Genomic DNA, 15,574 nt, shown 5'->3' with positions numbered 1-15,574 from the left:
TTATGAGAGAACCCTGTTTTTCAGTTAGATGCAGATACTTCTGGGGGAGCAGATATCCAAAATCCCCAAGGTCTGAGTACTACAGCCCCACTTAAAACGTGGAGTGGCTCCACAAGCTCACTGCCGCGTTACAAGTCTTCTACAAAGAAGAAGCCTACGAAGCCACTTCGTAACATACATACCTCGCTAAGTGGGGCTGTAGTACTGAGAGCTTGTTTGGCAATACGAGGGGAGTGCCTTGTGTGGCAAAATGAGCAAGCGAGAAGAAGTTTTTTCGGGTCCATATGGTATGCTCTCTCAAGAGACCCTGCTCGACGCGCTTTGTGACTCGATGAGCAAAGCTACATCCCTAATGCTGAGAGTAGTATAGCAGTGAGATGAAACAGGAAAAGCGACCTACCTTTTCCCATCACCCAACAATTGAAAGGAGTGCTTTTCATGAACGAACCCGTGACGAACATCGACCCGCGCTTCAGCGATCCGGACGCGGTTGCCACGCCATGGGATGAGACACGTCGTGTGCTCGAAACCGCCGAATTGTTTTGGATCTCGACCGTCCGGGCTGACGGTCGCCCCCACATGACTCCTCTGGTTGCCGTGTGGCTCAATGGGACTCTCTATTTCACCACCGGTGCTACCGAACAGAAGGCCCTGAATCTACGTAGGAACCCGCGTGTGATCCTGATGACTGGTTGCAATCACTGGGACGCAGGGCTCGATGTTGTGGTTGAGGGCGACGCTATCCGGATCACCGACGATGACCTGCTCGAACGCCTTGCCTCAGCATGGGCCACGAAATGGGACGGGCGATGGCAATACGAGGGGAGAGGCGGCGGCCTTCACCACAAACATGGTGGAATGGCCTTCGTGTTCGAGGTCAAGCCCAGCAAGATTCTTGCGTTCGCTAAGGGCACCTTCAGCCACACACGTCATCAGTTCTGACTCCGGATAAATGAAGCAGAATGGAGGGAATAGGCAATGAGCATCTCAGGATTGTCCAAGGCACGGCTCTTGCGTATGCATGATGTTATGGCTGGATATGTTGAGCGCGGAGAAGTGCCCGGTCTCGTCACACTGATCAGCAGGCGGGGCGAGGTTCACGTGGACCTCATTGGGACGCAGACCTTCGATCAGAGCTCCCCAATACAACGCGATACCATCTTTCGCATCTCCTCCATGACCAAGCCCATCATCGCCGTGGCGACCATGATCCTGGTGGAGGAATGTAAAATACGGCTGGACGAGCAGGTGGACGTTCTGCTTCCCGAACTGGCCGAGCGACAGGTGTTGAAGCGTCTCGATGGGCCGCTTGACGAGACTATCCCCGCGAAGCGACCCATCACCGTGCGTGACCTGCTCACGTTCCGCATGGGCTTCGGGCAGCTGATGGCGCCGCCGGATGCCTACCCAATCCTGAATGCCTCGAATGACCAGCAGATTGGCATGGGGCCGCCGAGCCCATCGCAGATGCCTCCACCTGATGAATGGATACGTCGCCTGGGGCGGCTTCCACTCATGCACCAACCGGGTGAGCAGTGGATGTACAACACGGGGTCCGACGTGCTCGGCGTTCTCATTGCGCGCGCCTCAGGCCAGCCGCTTGAGACGTTCTTGCGCGAGCGAATCTTCGAGCCACTCGACATGCGGGATACCAGTTTCCGCGTGCCGGAGGCATCGCTCGATCGGCTCACCACCAGTTACTGGCGTGATCCTGTCAGTGGGAAGCTGACCGTGTATGATAAGGCTGTGGGCGGTCAATGGAGCCGTCCGCCAGCCTTTCCGTCTGGAGCGGGAGGACTGGTTTCGACCATTGATGACTATCTGGCCTTTGGTCAGATTGAGCTTACCCCGTTTTTGTAGAGTGTTCGACATGAAGCACCTCATCATTTCTTCCCTTCTACTCGCACGAAAATATTGTGTCCTAATTGCCTTCGTACTTGCTCATCGCTTTTCTCATCTAGCTGCTCACGCCATCTAGATTGTTGCCCGCAAATATGCGATACTAAGGAAGAGCACTTCTAGCACCAGAAAGAAGGCCTCCATGATTGAACGTAGGCATCCTCCTTAGCACGAATGTTTCGTGCAGAATGGAGGAGTCACTTGAAATTTCCTTATCTTCCCCGTTACTTTCGCCGTATCCGTAGCGTCGGCATGATTCGCCAATGGTATGGAGCCAAGGCCGATAGGCGAGCTTGGGATACTCCACAGTATTCTCCACCCCCGCACATGAAGCGTCCCGACCAGACGCTCTTTGCTGGTTCATGGGACGACATCGAGATCGCGTATCGCCGCTTTGATCGTCATACGTGGATTCGCAGAGAGGTGCTCGATAGCCGAAAAAAGCTGAGGCGCCTTCATCGGCGGCGCGAGGCTCATCAGCAGCGAGCACGCGAGAAGCGTTGGGGTAGCCTAAAATAGGCTTCAATCACATCTCATATAAGAGGGAGATCCAGCATGGGTACACAATTGTCTTCTCTTTGTGAACTGTCTGCCGGGCGCATCAGCATGATGGCCCGCCCACGCAGTGGCGACTGGCTGATTGATGCGCGTTACTGCCATGCGCGTGGCAGGCGTTCATGTACTGGTCTCCCTGCTCACACCTCTGGAGGTCGATGAGTTCGAGAATGCAGCTTTCTCTGCAATCTGCCAGGCCCATACCCTTCTATACCTTTCCCATCATCGACCGCAGTGTACCGCCCCTCAATGATAAGCTCTTCCCTCACAGAAATGGCGGGAGAGCCGTTTCATGTTGGGATTTACAGCTTTAAGCGAGAAGGAGATTCTTTTATGTTCTCGTCTCATCTTGAATTAACCCGTAAGCCCGTCACGGGATGCCAGGTCCTGCTTTGCGTACCGGGGACCTATTGTTCGCCCGAAGTCTTTGACCTGTTGGATGAAACACTCTTTCCAGGCCTGCAACTCCTGCCTATATCCTGGATGACCTCTCCCGGCCCGTGGGACATTCCAACACTTGGAAGGCGGGTCGCCGCGCTCCTTCGTGAACTGGACCTTGGCCCGGCTCTGATCGCGGGACATTCAACCGGAGGCCCTATCGCGCTGGTCGCCGCGCTCACCGAACCTTCGCTCGTGAGCGGTCTGCTACTGATCGATACCGGAGCCAATACCCATGGGCATGGGGATATAACGAGCATCATCAAGGCCATAGAGGCGGGCGGAGGGACGGAGTTTCACGAGCGTCTCTTGCGCCGTAGCTTCTATTACCAGCCGGAGCAGGCATTGATGCAACGTCTCCTCGCCTATGCTGGTCGTGTATCGCGTGAAGCGGCCCTGCAAGTGCTCACCAGCCAGTCTGTGGTCGACCTGGCGGGTAACCTGCCAAAGCTTACGATGCCCACCGTAGTCGTGCATGGGACACATGATCAGGCGCGAACGATTGCTCACGCCGAGTTCCTGGTAGAACACCTGCCACACGCTGAATTACGTCTGCTGGACTCAGGCCACACGCCGATGGTGGAGGTGCCAGCCGCATATGAGCAGGCCGTGCAGCGCCTCCTTATCTTGACGCGCGAGTAAATCAAGTGGCAGTCAGGTAAAGGATCACAAATATCATATCTTTGACCCTTTTTATAGTTTAATGCTCGATTTGTGTATAAAATACAACATGAAATGGTTCTCGTCATCTTCCGTGCTAGACCTGTGCATAGAAAAAGTGGTTTACCCTAATTGACTCCAACAGTGAATTCTCAAAAGCGGCCCCTCAAGAATTGTGTCTCCTTGCACAGAAGATGATAGAGAACCAAAGCCCCTTACGACCCTTGAAAAGGAAGCGTCTATGCGCTATCAAGCTCCTTCACGGCTGATACTCATTCAATGTATTACAACGGAATGGACCAAACGCACTCGCGAAGCTGTAAGTGCCGGCACGCGCAACTGTTTGCCAGAAACGCTTCCTTTGCCAGGGAAGCGTCCTGGTGTGCCAGGAAATGTCGAACATCAAGCTGCTGATATCTATTACCACCATACACATTACGATGAATGGAACAACTACCAAAAACCATATGATCAGTTCTGGATTCCACTGCAATCGCGCCTGCCAGATCGTACGCTGTTCTCTCCATATGTCGATCCCCGCAGAGCCTTTGTACGTCGTTACCATGAAAGAAAAGACTACGAAGGGGCAGACTACGAGCACTGGTTTACGCAACAATCGCACCTGCCAGATCATACTCGGCACTTTGAATACGGCAATCCTCGCATCGTTGTCGCGCGGACTCCCCTGAGTTTGAGAGTCGAAGGCGAGCTGTTACAGATAGAATTCTATTCAGGCAAGGCTCCATTCTCTCCTCCCCATTGGCTAGAAAGGCCAGCGCAGCCTTCAGGTCGTCTTCAACCAAAAAAGTTTCCACTTTTACCTGGACAATGGATGCAGATACGCTTTCATGGAAAGTCAACAGACAGATGGGCCTATCTTAAAAGCGTTTTCAATATTGGATATGCTGATGCATTCACCACTGGGATTTTCTGCGAACGCCCTCCTATCCATCAGTACTCGGACTTGGCTCATTTGTGGTAAAAAACTGTTCTCGTTCATCTGAGTTCTTCTAGTCTGATAGTGACACAACCTAACGGAAGGAGAGCAAGGGCTTAGCTATAATCACCCCACCACTGCCATTAAAACGACGTGGCTTGCGACGGGCTCAAGCCCCTCTCTGTCATCTGGCCTCTCCCAGCCATACAGGCACAGAGACCTGTGTGATAACCCCAGTTTGTTATGGTCTCATATTCTACAGGGCTTTCTTGAATCTGAAGTATCCACGCTCCCTCAGTCGTCACTGCAAGATAGAAGGCCCCTGGTTCCTGGATAGGCTCATTACTTGCATTTCCATCACAAGGCTCGGTTTCCTGCAGCGAATTCCCTTGCCGAGCATCAATCTGAAGGGTCAATGTAGACGTGAAGGATGATGTGCATCTCCAGGTCACACTCCATGATTGAGACATAGTAAAGCTGCCGAGAAGGCGGGTACCATGGCTCTGCATCGAGTACAGAATTTGCCAGGAGATGAGGATTTGTTGCGATGGTTGGCTCATCTGGAAGAAGATCACCAGGCCAAGAAGAAAAGCGAGAAGAAAGATTGCGAGATGTCGCTTCATTGAATGCCCCTACCCTTGCTACATTCACCGAGGGACTCATTATATTGAAATGCATAAAAGCAACAAACAGGCACTCTTTGACCCTCAGATGCGCGTGATTAAGCGAGCGGCAAGACGTGATGTCTGACCACTTAGCCTGCGGGTGCTCCATACTATAGAGGCATCTGATTCTGCCGCGATGCGGGATCGGCCTGAGCAGAGTTATGCCAATCTTCTCGGCCACGCGGCGCGAGGCGAGATTCTCAGGATGAATGAGCGCACTGAGTCGCGGCAGGCTCAGGTGGTCGAATCCGTAGTTACGACAGGCAAGTGCTGCTTCCGTTGCGAGGCCCTGGCCCCACAAGACCCGAGCCAGGATGCTTGTCCCCTTTGAGGGGACGATGGAGAATGCGGGTCCTTTTCTAGGGCTTGGGCACCAGGGGTTCCGATTTTCTGATCCCCAATGAGAAGAGTCCAGTAGAACCCTCCTTACGCCATGCGGGCGGGAGCACCGAAAAGCACCCTTGAGAGAGAAACGGCTTGTGCGATGATCGTACCCGCAAAGTGCTATACTGGCGGCACTGCCAGTGGGATGGACCCGAAAGCAGTACGCTGCTGAACAAGGTCATCAGGTCATCCACCCCCGAAGCCCTGGCTTCCCACTGAGTTGAGGGCAAGCCTTTTCCCTTTAGGGAAGAGGTAGGTGACAAAAAACACGCCTTGTGCGCTCTACTCTCTGTAGAGCCACCAAGTCCTCTCAATATCACGAAGCCGGCGCTTTATCTTCCAGGATAAGGGCTGCTCAAGCCGCTCATGCAGCCGACATTGGAGTGTGTGCAATACCTCCTCAGCTGTCTGAAGAGAAGTCGAATGTGATTGCATCAATGAGCACTGCTCCTGCAACTGGGCCAGGTGTTCGCGGATCTTCTGTGTTTCCACCTCAATCTCATCCAGCTGCTGATCAATATCTTCCTCACTGATACGCCCTCGACAAAATAAACCAATCACACGTTGTTTTTCCTGGTTCTTCTCCTATACTATAGACTCAGAGGAGGCATTATCTTGCAGGAGCTGACCATAATCGGCCGCCAGGGTACGCATCTGCATTTCAAACTGAGAGAGCAACCCTCACCTGTGCAGATAACACTCAAGGTTTTTGTTCGGTTCGTGTTTCCTCGGCAAAAGAAGAGATATTCTTCCTTCTTCTCTTCAGGTACTCTTCTAAAGCGGGTCAATCCCAGTGCCAGTCTCACGGCTTCCCGCTTCAATTCGGGCGGATAGGTCTTCTGCTTTTTCTGCATGATCTCTTTCCTCCTTCGAGAAGAGTATATCCGAAGATTTCACTATTCTACAAAAGTGAGGCAAGCTCAGGGAGAGGTGAGTACGAGCGAGAGGAAGACGCATCTCCAGCCAACTAAGCCCTTCTGATACCAAACGTGAGCGAGGTGAAGCATACTTGTGATGCTTCACCTCGCTCGCTGTCTATGAGTGGGAATTACCAGACCAGGGCACCACCATAGCTGAGAATGCCATTGAGCAACTGTTGCTGCGAGATGGTGTGCTGTCCATACGAAGAGGTGCCACAGGTGGCAGGGCCACAGGTTTCCTCGTAGGTGAAGGTACCAGCCGCGTTATTGTAGCCAATGATTGAGACATAGTGGCCCCGGCCCTTGTAGGGGCTATTGGCCCAGTCGGGGAGATAGGCGTCGTTGACGAGAACCACGGGAGGAATGCCATTGTTGTAGATGTCTGTTGTTACATCTGCCTGTAGCTGAGACAAGGTTGGATTCGAGACGATGAGATAGAAAGGATTGCTTTGCCAGGTACTGCTGTGGTTGGAGCTCTCCCAGTTCATGGCATCGACAAGATCCTGCAGGTAGGTGGTGGTGTTATTTCCCGCCCAGGTCATCATTCCTGGTGAGACATAAGATGGTGGGTTAACCTGGGTCGCGAGATACATCATGTAGGCCGTATCTTTTAATCCACCGGGATTGGAGTCGCCCCACCAGGTGGTGGTATTGGGAGTGCTATAGGCATGAAGGCCAATCGCACGAGTATTGACATTATTCCAGTAGTCAAGCGAGACGGTTGCCGCACCGGGTCCACAGAACAGCCCGAAGAGACCATCTACATAGCTATATCCCTTCGCGTCTTTTCCACTGGAAGGTGGCTCAAGGATCCAGTCGGCGTACGAGGTATTGAGGTAGTCGTACGAGGGAGGCGAGCCCGCGTAACTGGCCATGGAAGTCAGCTTGCTCTGGCGAGCATTGGCGTGTATTTTGCCAGAAAGCTTGGCTGCGGTGATGGCGGCCACATCGATGGGAAAGGGGCGCGCCTTGCCAATGGCTGTGAGTGCCCCTCCAGGGCCGCGACCGGTGCCACTGGCCTCTTTGCTGGTGTGAGCCAGGGTGGGTGCTGCTCCCAGAGAAAGGCTATAGATGGCCAGCATCAGGGCCAGGAAGAGGACTTTTAGGCTGAAGCGAGAACGTTTCATAAACGTGAGATCCTTCTTTCTTGTACTTGGCAGCCGTTTTCGGCATCCTGCCAGATATGCAACTGAACACAAATCGCATAGGTAGTGCTCCCTACGTGGTAGAGAACTGTCGAAGTCGTAACTCTTCAAGGGATGTGCTCACGGATGATGCCTCATCCTGAGAGCGTCGGCGGGTTCTTCTTCTCCTTTCTCCACCAAGAGTGGTCTGCAACTCTGTCCAAACAGAAACAGCTTCCGCAACATGGCAATTGCGAATAGGCACATACAGGAATCGAACCTGTCCGCTCTCTTCACCAAGAGGGTCCTGAACCACGAGAGGAAGGTGCCTGCGTGTATGGTCTTGCACCACAAGGTCATCCAGACCAACTGACATTGACCCCGCTGCATTTATTGAAGGGCTTTTGGGCCGAGTTTCTCCATCAATTGCCGACTTAACTCTGGGATGGTTTGAGCCTGGCATGCGCAAAGAATCGCTACTTCCTCTGGCGGCAGTTGAATGCCATAGGCTTCCAGAGCTTTCTGTGGCTCCTTGAGCAAGTGGTCTGCAAAGACCTGGTCCATCATCGCTAAGCCTAAGATTTTGTTGATCATTGTCCACGACATATTGTTTACCTTTTGGGAGTTTGTATACATACATGCGATAGACTATTCGTACAGATGTCCTGTATGCCCTCTAAGAGTGCTTCCTCACTCACACATAAGGAGTGACGCTATCTCCTCCACCCCAGGGGCCACCTGTCGTCGCCAACGACCCATGCTGGAGCGAGAAGAGGATGGTGTGCCACTGGGTCAATGGGTGAAATACGTGGCTTTGCCAAACCAGCAGAAGCAGCGCCAAGAGCAGGATGCAACACAGTTCAAGGAGAAGCAAAGAGTGTTTTGCATTGCTGGTTGGTTGCAGAAAGAGCGTTGATGCTTTCTGAATGTGATCCATCTTGTTGACCTTCTTTTTTTTCACTGCTATGAACTACGTGATCGTTTGTGATCGTTGTGTCTGAAGAAAGCATAGCAGGGAGGGTGTGCGAAAGGTGTGCGGTATGCATGCGCAGGGGTGTTCACCATCTTTTCATACTGGCTGCATGAAGCCATCGCGAAATCGGGTTTGAACAAGAGGATAGGGGATGTTGGGTGGAGTCGCTTCATCGCCATGTACGAGTACAAGGCTACTATTCAGGGGATAAAGGTTGGCTCTCGTATGATCAGTCAGATAGGCAGTGGTTGCGGCACTGTGATCAAGAAGAAACTTTCAGAGCGCTGACATTCTAGTGAATGCGGCACTCAGTTGCATCAAGACCACAACGCCACTCTGAACATCAAACAGCGTTGGCTTGGATGGAGCCTTCAGGGGAGGCAAGCCTCCTGTGAATCAATAGCTGTCTTCTATTGTCTCAAGCCATCGAGCAACAACTTGTACGTCGCTATATTCTGTCTGCAAAAAAAGTTGGATACTTTCCCGTGCATACTGACACGCACTGTCTCTGTTGCCTCGCTGGGCTTCTGCTTGAGCCATGCCAAAGGAGGCACGTGCGATCAAAAGAGGCGCTTGTAAGTCGCGAGCCGCTTGCAGGGCCTGCGTGAGCCTTTCATAGGCTTGGGACCATAGACGTTGACGCAGCAAAAGAAAGCTCCATTCGATATGTGTTTCGCAGAGCAACCACTCATGGCCGATGGCTTGAGCAAGATCAGCACTCTCCTGGAAATAGGCATGAGATTGTGAATACTGATCTCGCGCACATTCAAAAATCCCCAGGTTTTGCAGTACCAAACCTATGCGATTCTTGTTTTTGCTCATTTGTGCAAGACGGAGAGCTTCGAGAGAGATGTCTATGGCCTGGGTGATTTGGTTGCGATGAAAGGCAAGCATCCCAAGATTCATCTGGAGCGCGCACTGCCTCACCACATCATGTTGTTTCCTGGCAATGTGGAGTGCCTCCTGGTACAAGCTGTCTGCTCGTTCATAGTCACCACGGCGCGCTGCTTTTACACCCAGATTTTGGAGAAGAGCGCTCTGATTGTCGTCACTGTGGACAGCACGTGCAATCGCTAAACCCTTTTCATAGTACTCGTTCGCACGTTGCGCATTTCCCTTCCAGTCTTCGATCTCCCCCAGGCAACGGAGCGCGATACTCTGATACATGTGAGCAGGAGTGTGCTCGATGAGCTTGTATCCTTCTACCAGGAAACACTCTGCCTCTAAACTGTGTTTATTAATAATGATACTGCCTCGGTGGATGAGGAGCACACTCAGAAGTTCATCGTTGTGGAGGGTGCGTGCAAGATCAATGCCCTGCGTATACAAGTGTTCTGCTTGTTGGAACTGAGCTTGTTTGTCTGCAATCACTCCTTGATAGAAGCAAATCCGTGCCATAACTTCTGTGTTCTCGATGGCGAATGGTGCTTGTTGAAGTTGATGCAGCCACTGTTCTGCAATGAGAAAGAAACGCTGGCGCATAAGAAAGGGGTGGATGAGCATAAACACAGAAAAGACCTGTTGATACCTCTGGTCGCGCAATCCCTGTTCCAGAGCCTGCGTAATGATAGGAAATTCTTGCTCTAAGCGCTGATCGTGGGTCACATGGGACACGACAAAGCGCTCAACCCATTGGAGCAAGCGCATGGAGGCAGCGAAACTATGGCCTTGAAGTTGAGCATAATCGGCGATAACTTGATGGATGCGATAGCGATCGGGAGCGACCTCTTCGAGGAGCCCACTATCGACGAGGACATCTAGAGTCTCTTCAGGAGTCCCTTCACAGGCAAAGAGGGCGGCATCCTCCGAAAACGTCTGAGGCTTTTCAGGAAAAACGGCAAGAGCCTGCAATGCTTTTCTGGCTTTGTCAGGCAAATGTTGTTCACTCATGGCGATGGTTGCTTGCAGAGAAATCATGGCGTTCTCTTGCTCAGGCCACGTGGTTTTCCATGAGGGTGCCTGATAGGTGAGGGAGAGACGGTAAGTGACATCCTGGCTGATTTGCTGGAGGGCAGTATGAAGACGGCGTTGAGATCCCCCATGTGTCAGGGTAGAGAGGTGGTGCCCAAACACATGGAGCGCAAGCGGAAGCCCACCTACATCTCTGATAAGTTGAGTAATGAGGTCAGGGGAGGAATCAATGAGGTCGGGAATAAGCTTTCGAAGAAAGTCCAGACTTTGCGTTTCTGAGAGCTCATGCAGAGCGAGCGTCTGTTTCACCGTCAAAGCGCGTGCAATGGCTGGGAAACGGGTCGTAATGAGAAAGGCACACTGGGGAACACCAAAAAGAAAGGCATGAGCATCACTCAGGTTCCACACATCATCGATAATGCAAAGAATACGACGATGGTAGAGATGCTGACGTAAGCAGGTGGTCCATGCTTCAATTGTGTGGAGGGTGCTTATCTCTTCTTGAGATACTCTAAGGAGGCCAGCCCATCGCTGCAACGTTGCCTGAATCTGTGGTTCTCTGCCCAGACCGGCCCAAAGGATACCGTCAGGGAAGAGATTCGTTTGCTGAACATGTACCGCGATTAAACCGGCGAGCGTCGATTTGCCAATTCCCGGCAAACCCACTAACGTACATACTTTTTCGTCTTGAGTGATCTGTGAGAGAACACAGCTGAGAATTTCCTCCCTACCTGTCGCGTAGTAGAGATCCGTTGCGGTGATAGGAATTGAAGCATCAAAGATTGGCTGAACATCCTGTTCCTGTTGTTCTTGTGGTTTCGAAGCAAATGCCGAAGTACACTCATTTGCACCGAAGATCTTGATGAGCTTTGCGAGGTAATAGGGTCTAGGTGTACTTACCCCCCGTTCCCAGCGACTCACATTGACGCGTGTGGTCTCCACTAATTCTGCCAGTTGGGCTTGCGATAATCCGTGTCGACGGCGAACCTCAACGAGATTCAGGCGGAGAGATGAATGGGTTCCTTCTTTCCTCACAAGAGAGTCCCTTCTCTGTCAGTCGCTACATTCATTTCATATGATACATATGATACACCATTTGTTACCAGTGTTATTAGTTTTTGAGTTATATATAAGCTAAAATTGAAACATAGAAAAGCGTGTTTTTGTTAACGTAATAAGTAGCTAACTGTTACGATAAAATCAGGACATTACTGCTCATTTGGTGCCTGATTTGTTAGTAACAAATGTTGCCACACACGAGCCGAAAAACTGGCTGTTTTTTGACCGACAACTGGCCTACGTATCCATGACACCGCCTCACAAGCATGGTCATGGATATGTAGGCCAGTATCGGAGTGGCAAGGTTCTTATGTTAACTTTTTTTGCCCTCTGGCAGTCCGTTACATTAGCAAAAACAAAAGCAATCTTTGTGAACCTTACTCATTATAAGTATATACAGATATTTTCCTGGTACATAAGCTGAAACCAGCAACAATTAGAGGTCAAGATGTAGATGAATATTTTACAGAAGATACTTCCCCCACCGTTGCCATCAGGGCTTTTGCATCGTGAGCAGCTTACACGGGTGCTTGACGAAGCCCTGAGCCCAAATGACGCACTATCTTCATATCGTCTGATACTGCTTTGTGCACCAGCAGGGTACGGCAAAACAACGCTCCTGGCTGATACCATCAGGCACCTGGCATTGCCTTGTTGCTGGTTAACGCTTGAGCGTGCTGACCAACATCCTTTAACCTTTCTCACACTCCTTGTATCTTCGCTCCACCAATACTTCCCAGCTACTGCCTCTCAGCTGGACACGTTGCTAAAAGAGCGTGAGGTAGAGGATGAAGCCTTCTTTATGAGGATTATGGATGCGTTGCTTGATGAAATGCGTGCCATCCGTTCGAAGCGCTGGATACTGAGTTTGTGTAATTATCAAGAAGTCAATGACCACCCGTTTATCAAGGACCTTGTGAATCATTTGTTGAAGCATCTTCCCCCCCAGTGTATGCTTATCATCGAGAGTCGTGCTGTACCAGATCTGGAATTAGCATCATTTATTGCACGTAGACAGGTATGTGGCTTGGGAAAGGAAAGCCTGCGTTTCTCTCCTCAAGAGGTCTGTGCACTCGCCCAGATACAAAACGTCCCCAACTTCTCAGAAGAAGAGGCTATCCAGATCGCGACGACCTTTGATGGGTGGATCGCTGGGATGCTACTGGCATCGCGGTTTGGTGCCACTTCCTTTGAAGCCTTCCCTTTCGTACCCGAGGGTACCCACATCACCCCGTTTATCGACCGCAAACACCTTCTCGCCTTTGTTGTCAGCGAGGTGTTTGGTGATGAAGCCCCCATTTACACATTTCTCAAAGAGACATCTTTTCTGGACCCTCTCGTACCAGTATTTTGTGATGCACTCTTGAACACATCCAATGCAGCAGAGTTGCTTGAGCAGGCTGAGCGTCAGGGATTATTTGTTACCTGTACGCTTGAAGCTGGGAAACGTCTCTATCATTACCAACCTAGTTTGCGCCAGCTCTTTCAAGAAGAGCTTTGCCAGCATGAACCTGAAACTGCCCGCGCTTTACATCGCCGTATCGCCTGCCTTTACTCTCAGACCTATGACTATCAGTCTGCTCTCACCCATGCCTTAGCTGCTCAGGCAGATGATCTAATAATGGAGATTCTTTTGGAAGGGAGTACGTCACTGCTGAAGCAAGGGCAAAGTGAACTTGTTTTGCGCGGAGTAGATAGTCTCTCTCCACAGACCCTGGAGAATGCTCCACGCCTCCTCCTCATCCAGATAAACACGTATTTACGACGAGGAGATGCGGCACGTGCTCGCTCCTGCTTTGATCAAAGCTCGCGACTGGTTGCTCTCCTCGCACAATCGGAACAGCCATTGATACGTGCTGAACTTGCTCTCGCCCAAGGGAAGCTCTTTCTCCAGCAAGGAGCTCACCTTCTGGCCCAAAAGAATTTTCAGGAGGCGTTAGTATGGTTGCCTATTGATGAGAGAGAATTGCGTCTCTTGGCCCATCAGCAATGTGGCATTTGTAGTATGGTAAGTGGTCAGCCTGTGCATGAAGGAATCGCTCACTTCCAGCAAGCGCTCCAACTTTACCATGTTCAACATGATGTCGAGCTTGCTGGAGAACTGCATCACCAGTTGGCCACCGCCTATATGTGGGCAGGAAACTATATTCTCGCCGAGCACCACCGTCAATATCTACGTGTCCTTCAGGATCAATATGGTCAGCCACAAAAGATCATCAATAATCTTATTGGCCTTGGCTTGCTCAAACTACGCCAGGGTCTTCTAGAGGAGGCGGAAACGGCTTTCCAGAGTATTTTGAACCTTACCCAACACACGCCTCGTTTTCTGAGCAGTTACGCTTATGCATTGGTGGGAAGTGGTGAATTAGCCTTGCTACGCTCAGGCATTCCACAGGCATTGGGTTACTTGCAAGAAGCGCTTGATATAGCGCGTCGATTAGGAGACCGATACCTGCTTAATGATACCTTAGGCATGCTCGCCCTGACCTATCTTCGACTGAACGAGAGGTATACAGCTCAATCTCTGCTTGACCAGATGGTTGTACAGGAACAGGAGACTCATAGTTACGAGAGCGTTTCCCGCCAACTTGTGCAGGGAACTCTTCTTCTGGCTGAAGAACGATATGAAGAAGCCTCAGCCATCCTTGAACAAGTGGTAGGCTTCACTGGTGAAAGTGGCATACAATGGCTGCATATGCAGGCCCTTCTCCGGCTTGCTGCATGCAGAGTTATGCAGAGGCAACCTGGGTTTGCTCAAGCTGTTGTACAGAAAGTCAACCTGTTCAATGCAGGTGATACCCACGCTTTCTGTATCCAGGAGGAGCTTCAGACCTATCCCTATCTGCTGCCGCTCATGCAAGAAGAGCAGAGGTCGAAAGAACATACTGAACTGAGTGTTTTGCCAGCCGAGCGATTGCGTATCTACGCGCTTGGGGAGCCAGCAGTTGTGCTTGATGGGCGCCCAGTGACGAGCTGGGGCAGAGCCAGAGCACTTGAGCTCTTTTTCTTTCTCTTAGAGAGCAAAGAGCCTCTCCACAAAAACCGGATTATTGCAGCACTCTGGCCAGAAGCTGAAGAAGGGAAAATCCTGAATCAGGCATTTCGCTCGACGGTGTACTGCATACGTCAAGCACTTGGTGAGTCGTCTTTGACCTATCAAGCAAACCTTTATAAATTACAAATCCAGGCTGTGTATGGCCAGGTTTGGTATGATGTTGCTCTCTTTGAGGAACAGAGGCTGACTGCCCAAGCAGCCCTTGAAGAAGATGATGACCAGAAAGCAGAGCAAGCGTATCAAAACATGATAGAGTTGTATCGTGGAAAGTACGCAGAAGCAATGTATAGCGATTGGTGCAACGTCCGGCGTGACGAGTTGCATCAATCACTGATGGAGGCGCGCCGACAGCTTGCGCTTATCACCTGGCGTCGAGAGTCTTGGGAGGAAAGCCTCCAGCACTGGCAGCATCTCGTGACACTTGATCCTTGCTTGGAAACAGCTCATTATGGCATCATGCGTTGCTACGCGCGTCAGGGCAAGCGCGATCTGGCGCTGCGGCAATACCAACGCAGTTGCCGAATACTCTATGAACAATTAGGCGTGGAGCCTGGCCCCCCGATCCAAAAGTTGTACCAACGTCTGGTCAGCCCTCAAGGATAGATATATACGCTTTCCTCGGATCGCATCCCCAGCTTCCTCGCTCGGATGCGATCCCTTCAGAAATTACCATTGATTTTCGTAACTGAAAGCCCTGTTTCTCCCATGCTCTTCCTTGACAGTGTTTGTGGCTAGAGAATATAATCCTGCCATATCCACTTACTACTCTTATAAGATTGTGGACTCTTAGATGCTTATCAAGTTTGCTGCTACCCTCCCTAAAGCTCTCTTAGCTGCTTTTCACTGCTTGATCCGCCTATCTCTGATGATCTCCTGAAACAGGTTTTGGCAGAGCTCCATCTTATGCAGTGATATGCTTCGTTACCTGGTTCTGTCAGACCTCAAACACAATCTTGGCACAGGGGTTATCTTTCTGGTATGCTGATCTCAGCGC

Annotated in this window: 13 protein-coding genes and 1 tRNA gene; 7 read left to right on the top strand and 7 right to left on the bottom strand. The window is 51.1% G+C overall.

Annotation, left to right across the window (positions count from 1 at the left end):
* Positions 1–438: 438 nt before the first annotated feature.
* The 6 genes from JMJ16_RS03030 to JMJ16_RS03005 all read left to right on the top strand — a co-directional run bounded on the left by JMJ16_RS03030 (position 439) and on the right by JMJ16_RS03005 (position 4,534).
* Positions 439–942: a pyridoxamine 5'-phosphate oxidase family protein gene (locus JMJ16_RS03030; protein ID WP_201378303.1), complete on the top strand. Its 504-nt coding sequence runs from the start codon at positions 439–441 to the stop codon at positions 940–942.
* Positions 943–978: 36 nt separating this feature from the next.
* The gene (locus tag JMJ16_RS03025) at positions 979–1,860 is read left to right on the top strand and encodes a serine hydrolase (RefSeq protein ID WP_236601157.1); all 882 of its coding nucleotides are present in this window, start codon (positions 979–981) and stop codon (positions 1,858–1,860) included.
* Between the two features lie 240 nt (positions 1,861–2,100).
* On the top strand, positions 2,101–2,418 hold the full coding sequence (locus JMJ16_RS03020) for a hypothetical protein (RefSeq protein ID WP_201378301.1): 318 nt from the start codon (positions 2,101–2,103) through the stop codon (positions 2,416–2,418).
* A gap of 36 nt (positions 2,419–2,454) precedes the next feature.
* Positions 2,455–2,616 (top strand): hypothetical protein, encoded by a 162-nt coding sequence (locus JMJ16_RS03015; RefSeq protein WP_201378299.1) that lies wholly within the window; start codon positions 2,455–2,457, stop codon positions 2,614–2,616.
* 171 nt (positions 2,617–2,787) lie between these two features.
* Positions 2,788–3,534: an alpha/beta fold hydrolase gene (locus JMJ16_RS03010; protein WP_201378297.1), complete on the top strand. Its 747-nt coding sequence runs from the start codon at positions 2,788–2,790 to the stop codon at positions 3,532–3,534.
* A gap of 259 nt (positions 3,535–3,793) precedes the next feature.
* Positions 3,794–4,534 (top strand): hypothetical protein, encoded by a 741-nt coding sequence (locus JMJ16_RS03005; protein WP_201378295.1) that lies wholly within the window; start codon positions 3,794–3,796, stop codon positions 4,532–4,534.
* A 354-nt stretch (positions 4,535–4,888) separates the two neighbouring features.
* Here JMJ16_RS03005 and JMJ16_RS56690 read toward each other — a convergent pair whose 3' ends face one another.
* The 7 genes from JMJ16_RS56690 to JMJ16_RS02970 form a co-directional block, all read right to left on the bottom strand.
* On the bottom strand, positions 4,889–5,455 hold the full coding sequence (locus JMJ16_RS56690; RefSeq protein WP_201378293.1) for a GNAT family N-acetyltransferase: 567 nt from the start codon (positions 5,453–5,455) through the stop codon (positions 4,889–4,891).
* A gap of 365 nt (positions 5,456–5,820) precedes the next feature.
* Entirely contained in the window at positions 5,821–6,099 is a 279-nt protein-coding gene (locus JMJ16_RS02995; RefSeq protein WP_201378291.1) for a hypothetical protein, read from the bottom strand.
* 487 nt (positions 6,100–6,586) lie between these two features.
* Positions 6,587–7,585, bottom strand: a complete 999-nt coding sequence (locus tag JMJ16_RS02990) for a hypothetical protein (protein WP_201378289.1) — start codon at positions 7,583–7,585, stop codon at positions 6,587–6,589.
* A gap of 256 nt (positions 7,586–7,841) precedes the next feature.
* Positions 7,842–7,912: transfer RNA gene (locus tag JMJ16_RS02985), tRNA-His, on the bottom strand.
* A gap of 60 nt (positions 7,913–7,972) precedes the next feature.
* Positions 7,973–8,188: an Os1348 family NHLP clan protein gene (locus JMJ16_RS02980; protein ID WP_201378287.1), complete on the bottom strand. Its 216-nt coding sequence runs from the start codon at positions 8,186–8,188 to the stop codon at positions 7,973–7,975.
* 88 nt (positions 8,189–8,276) lie between these two features.
* Positions 8,277–8,519, bottom strand: coding sequence for a hypothetical protein (locus JMJ16_RS02975; protein WP_201378286.1), 243 nt, complete (start codon positions 8,517–8,519; stop codon positions 8,277–8,279).
* Between the two features lie 432 nt (positions 8,520–8,951).
* On the bottom strand, positions 8,952–11,501 hold the full coding sequence (locus JMJ16_RS02970) for an NB-ARC domain-containing protein (protein WP_201378283.1): 2,550 nt from the start codon (positions 11,499–11,501) through the stop codon (positions 8,952–8,954).
* Between the two features lie 478 nt (positions 11,502–11,979).
* On the opposite strand from JMJ16_RS02970, the gene JMJ16_RS02965 reads away from it, so the two are divergent.
* Positions 11,980–15,183 (top strand): BTAD domain-containing putative transcriptional regulator, encoded by a 3,204-nt coding sequence (locus JMJ16_RS02965; RefSeq protein WP_201378281.1) that lies wholly within the window; start codon positions 11,980–11,982, stop codon positions 15,181–15,183.
* Positions 15,184–15,574 lie beyond the last annotated feature (391 nt).

Source organism: Ktedonobacter sp. SOSP1-52 (assembly GCF_016587395.1).
The sequence above is the reverse complement of the archived record's forward strand: the minus strand, read 5'-3'. Positions and strand labels throughout refer to the sequence as shown.

Bases quoted from the DNA above. Each gene is read 5' to 3' on its own strand.
- JMJ16_RS03030 (WP_201378303.1), top strand. From the start codon at position 439: ATGAACGAACCCGTGACGAACATCGACCCGCGCTTCAGCGATCCGGAC.
- JMJ16_RS03025 (WP_236601157.1), top strand. From the start codon at position 979: ATGAGCATCTCAGGATTGTCCAAGGCACGGCTCTTGCGTATGCATGAT.
- JMJ16_RS03015 (WP_201378299.1), top strand. From the start codon at position 2,455: ATGGGTACACAATTGTCTTCTCTTTGTGAACTGTCTGCCGGGCGCATC.
- JMJ16_RS03010 (WP_201378297.1), top strand. From the start codon at position 2,788: ATGTTCTCGTCTCATCTTGAATTAACCCGTAAGCCCGTCACGGGATGC.
- JMJ16_RS03005 (WP_201378295.1), top strand. From the start codon at position 3,794: ATGCGCTATCAAGCTCCTTCACGGCTGATACTCATTCAATGTATTACA.
- JMJ16_RS02990 (WP_201378289.1), bottom strand. From the start codon at position 7,585: ATGAAACGTTCTCGCTTCAGCCTAAAAGTCCTCTTCCTGGCCCTGATG.
- JMJ16_RS02980 (WP_201378287.1), bottom strand. From the start codon at position 8,188: ATGTCGTGGACAATGATCAACAAAATCTTAGGCTTAGCGATGATGGAC.
- JMJ16_RS02975 (WP_201378286.1), bottom strand. From the start codon at position 8,519: ATGGATCACATTCAGAAAGCATCAACGCTCTTTCTGCAACCAACCAGC.
- JMJ16_RS02965 (WP_201378281.1), top strand. From the start codon at position 11,980: ATGAATATTTTACAGAAGATACTTCCCCCACCGTTGCCATCAGGGCTT.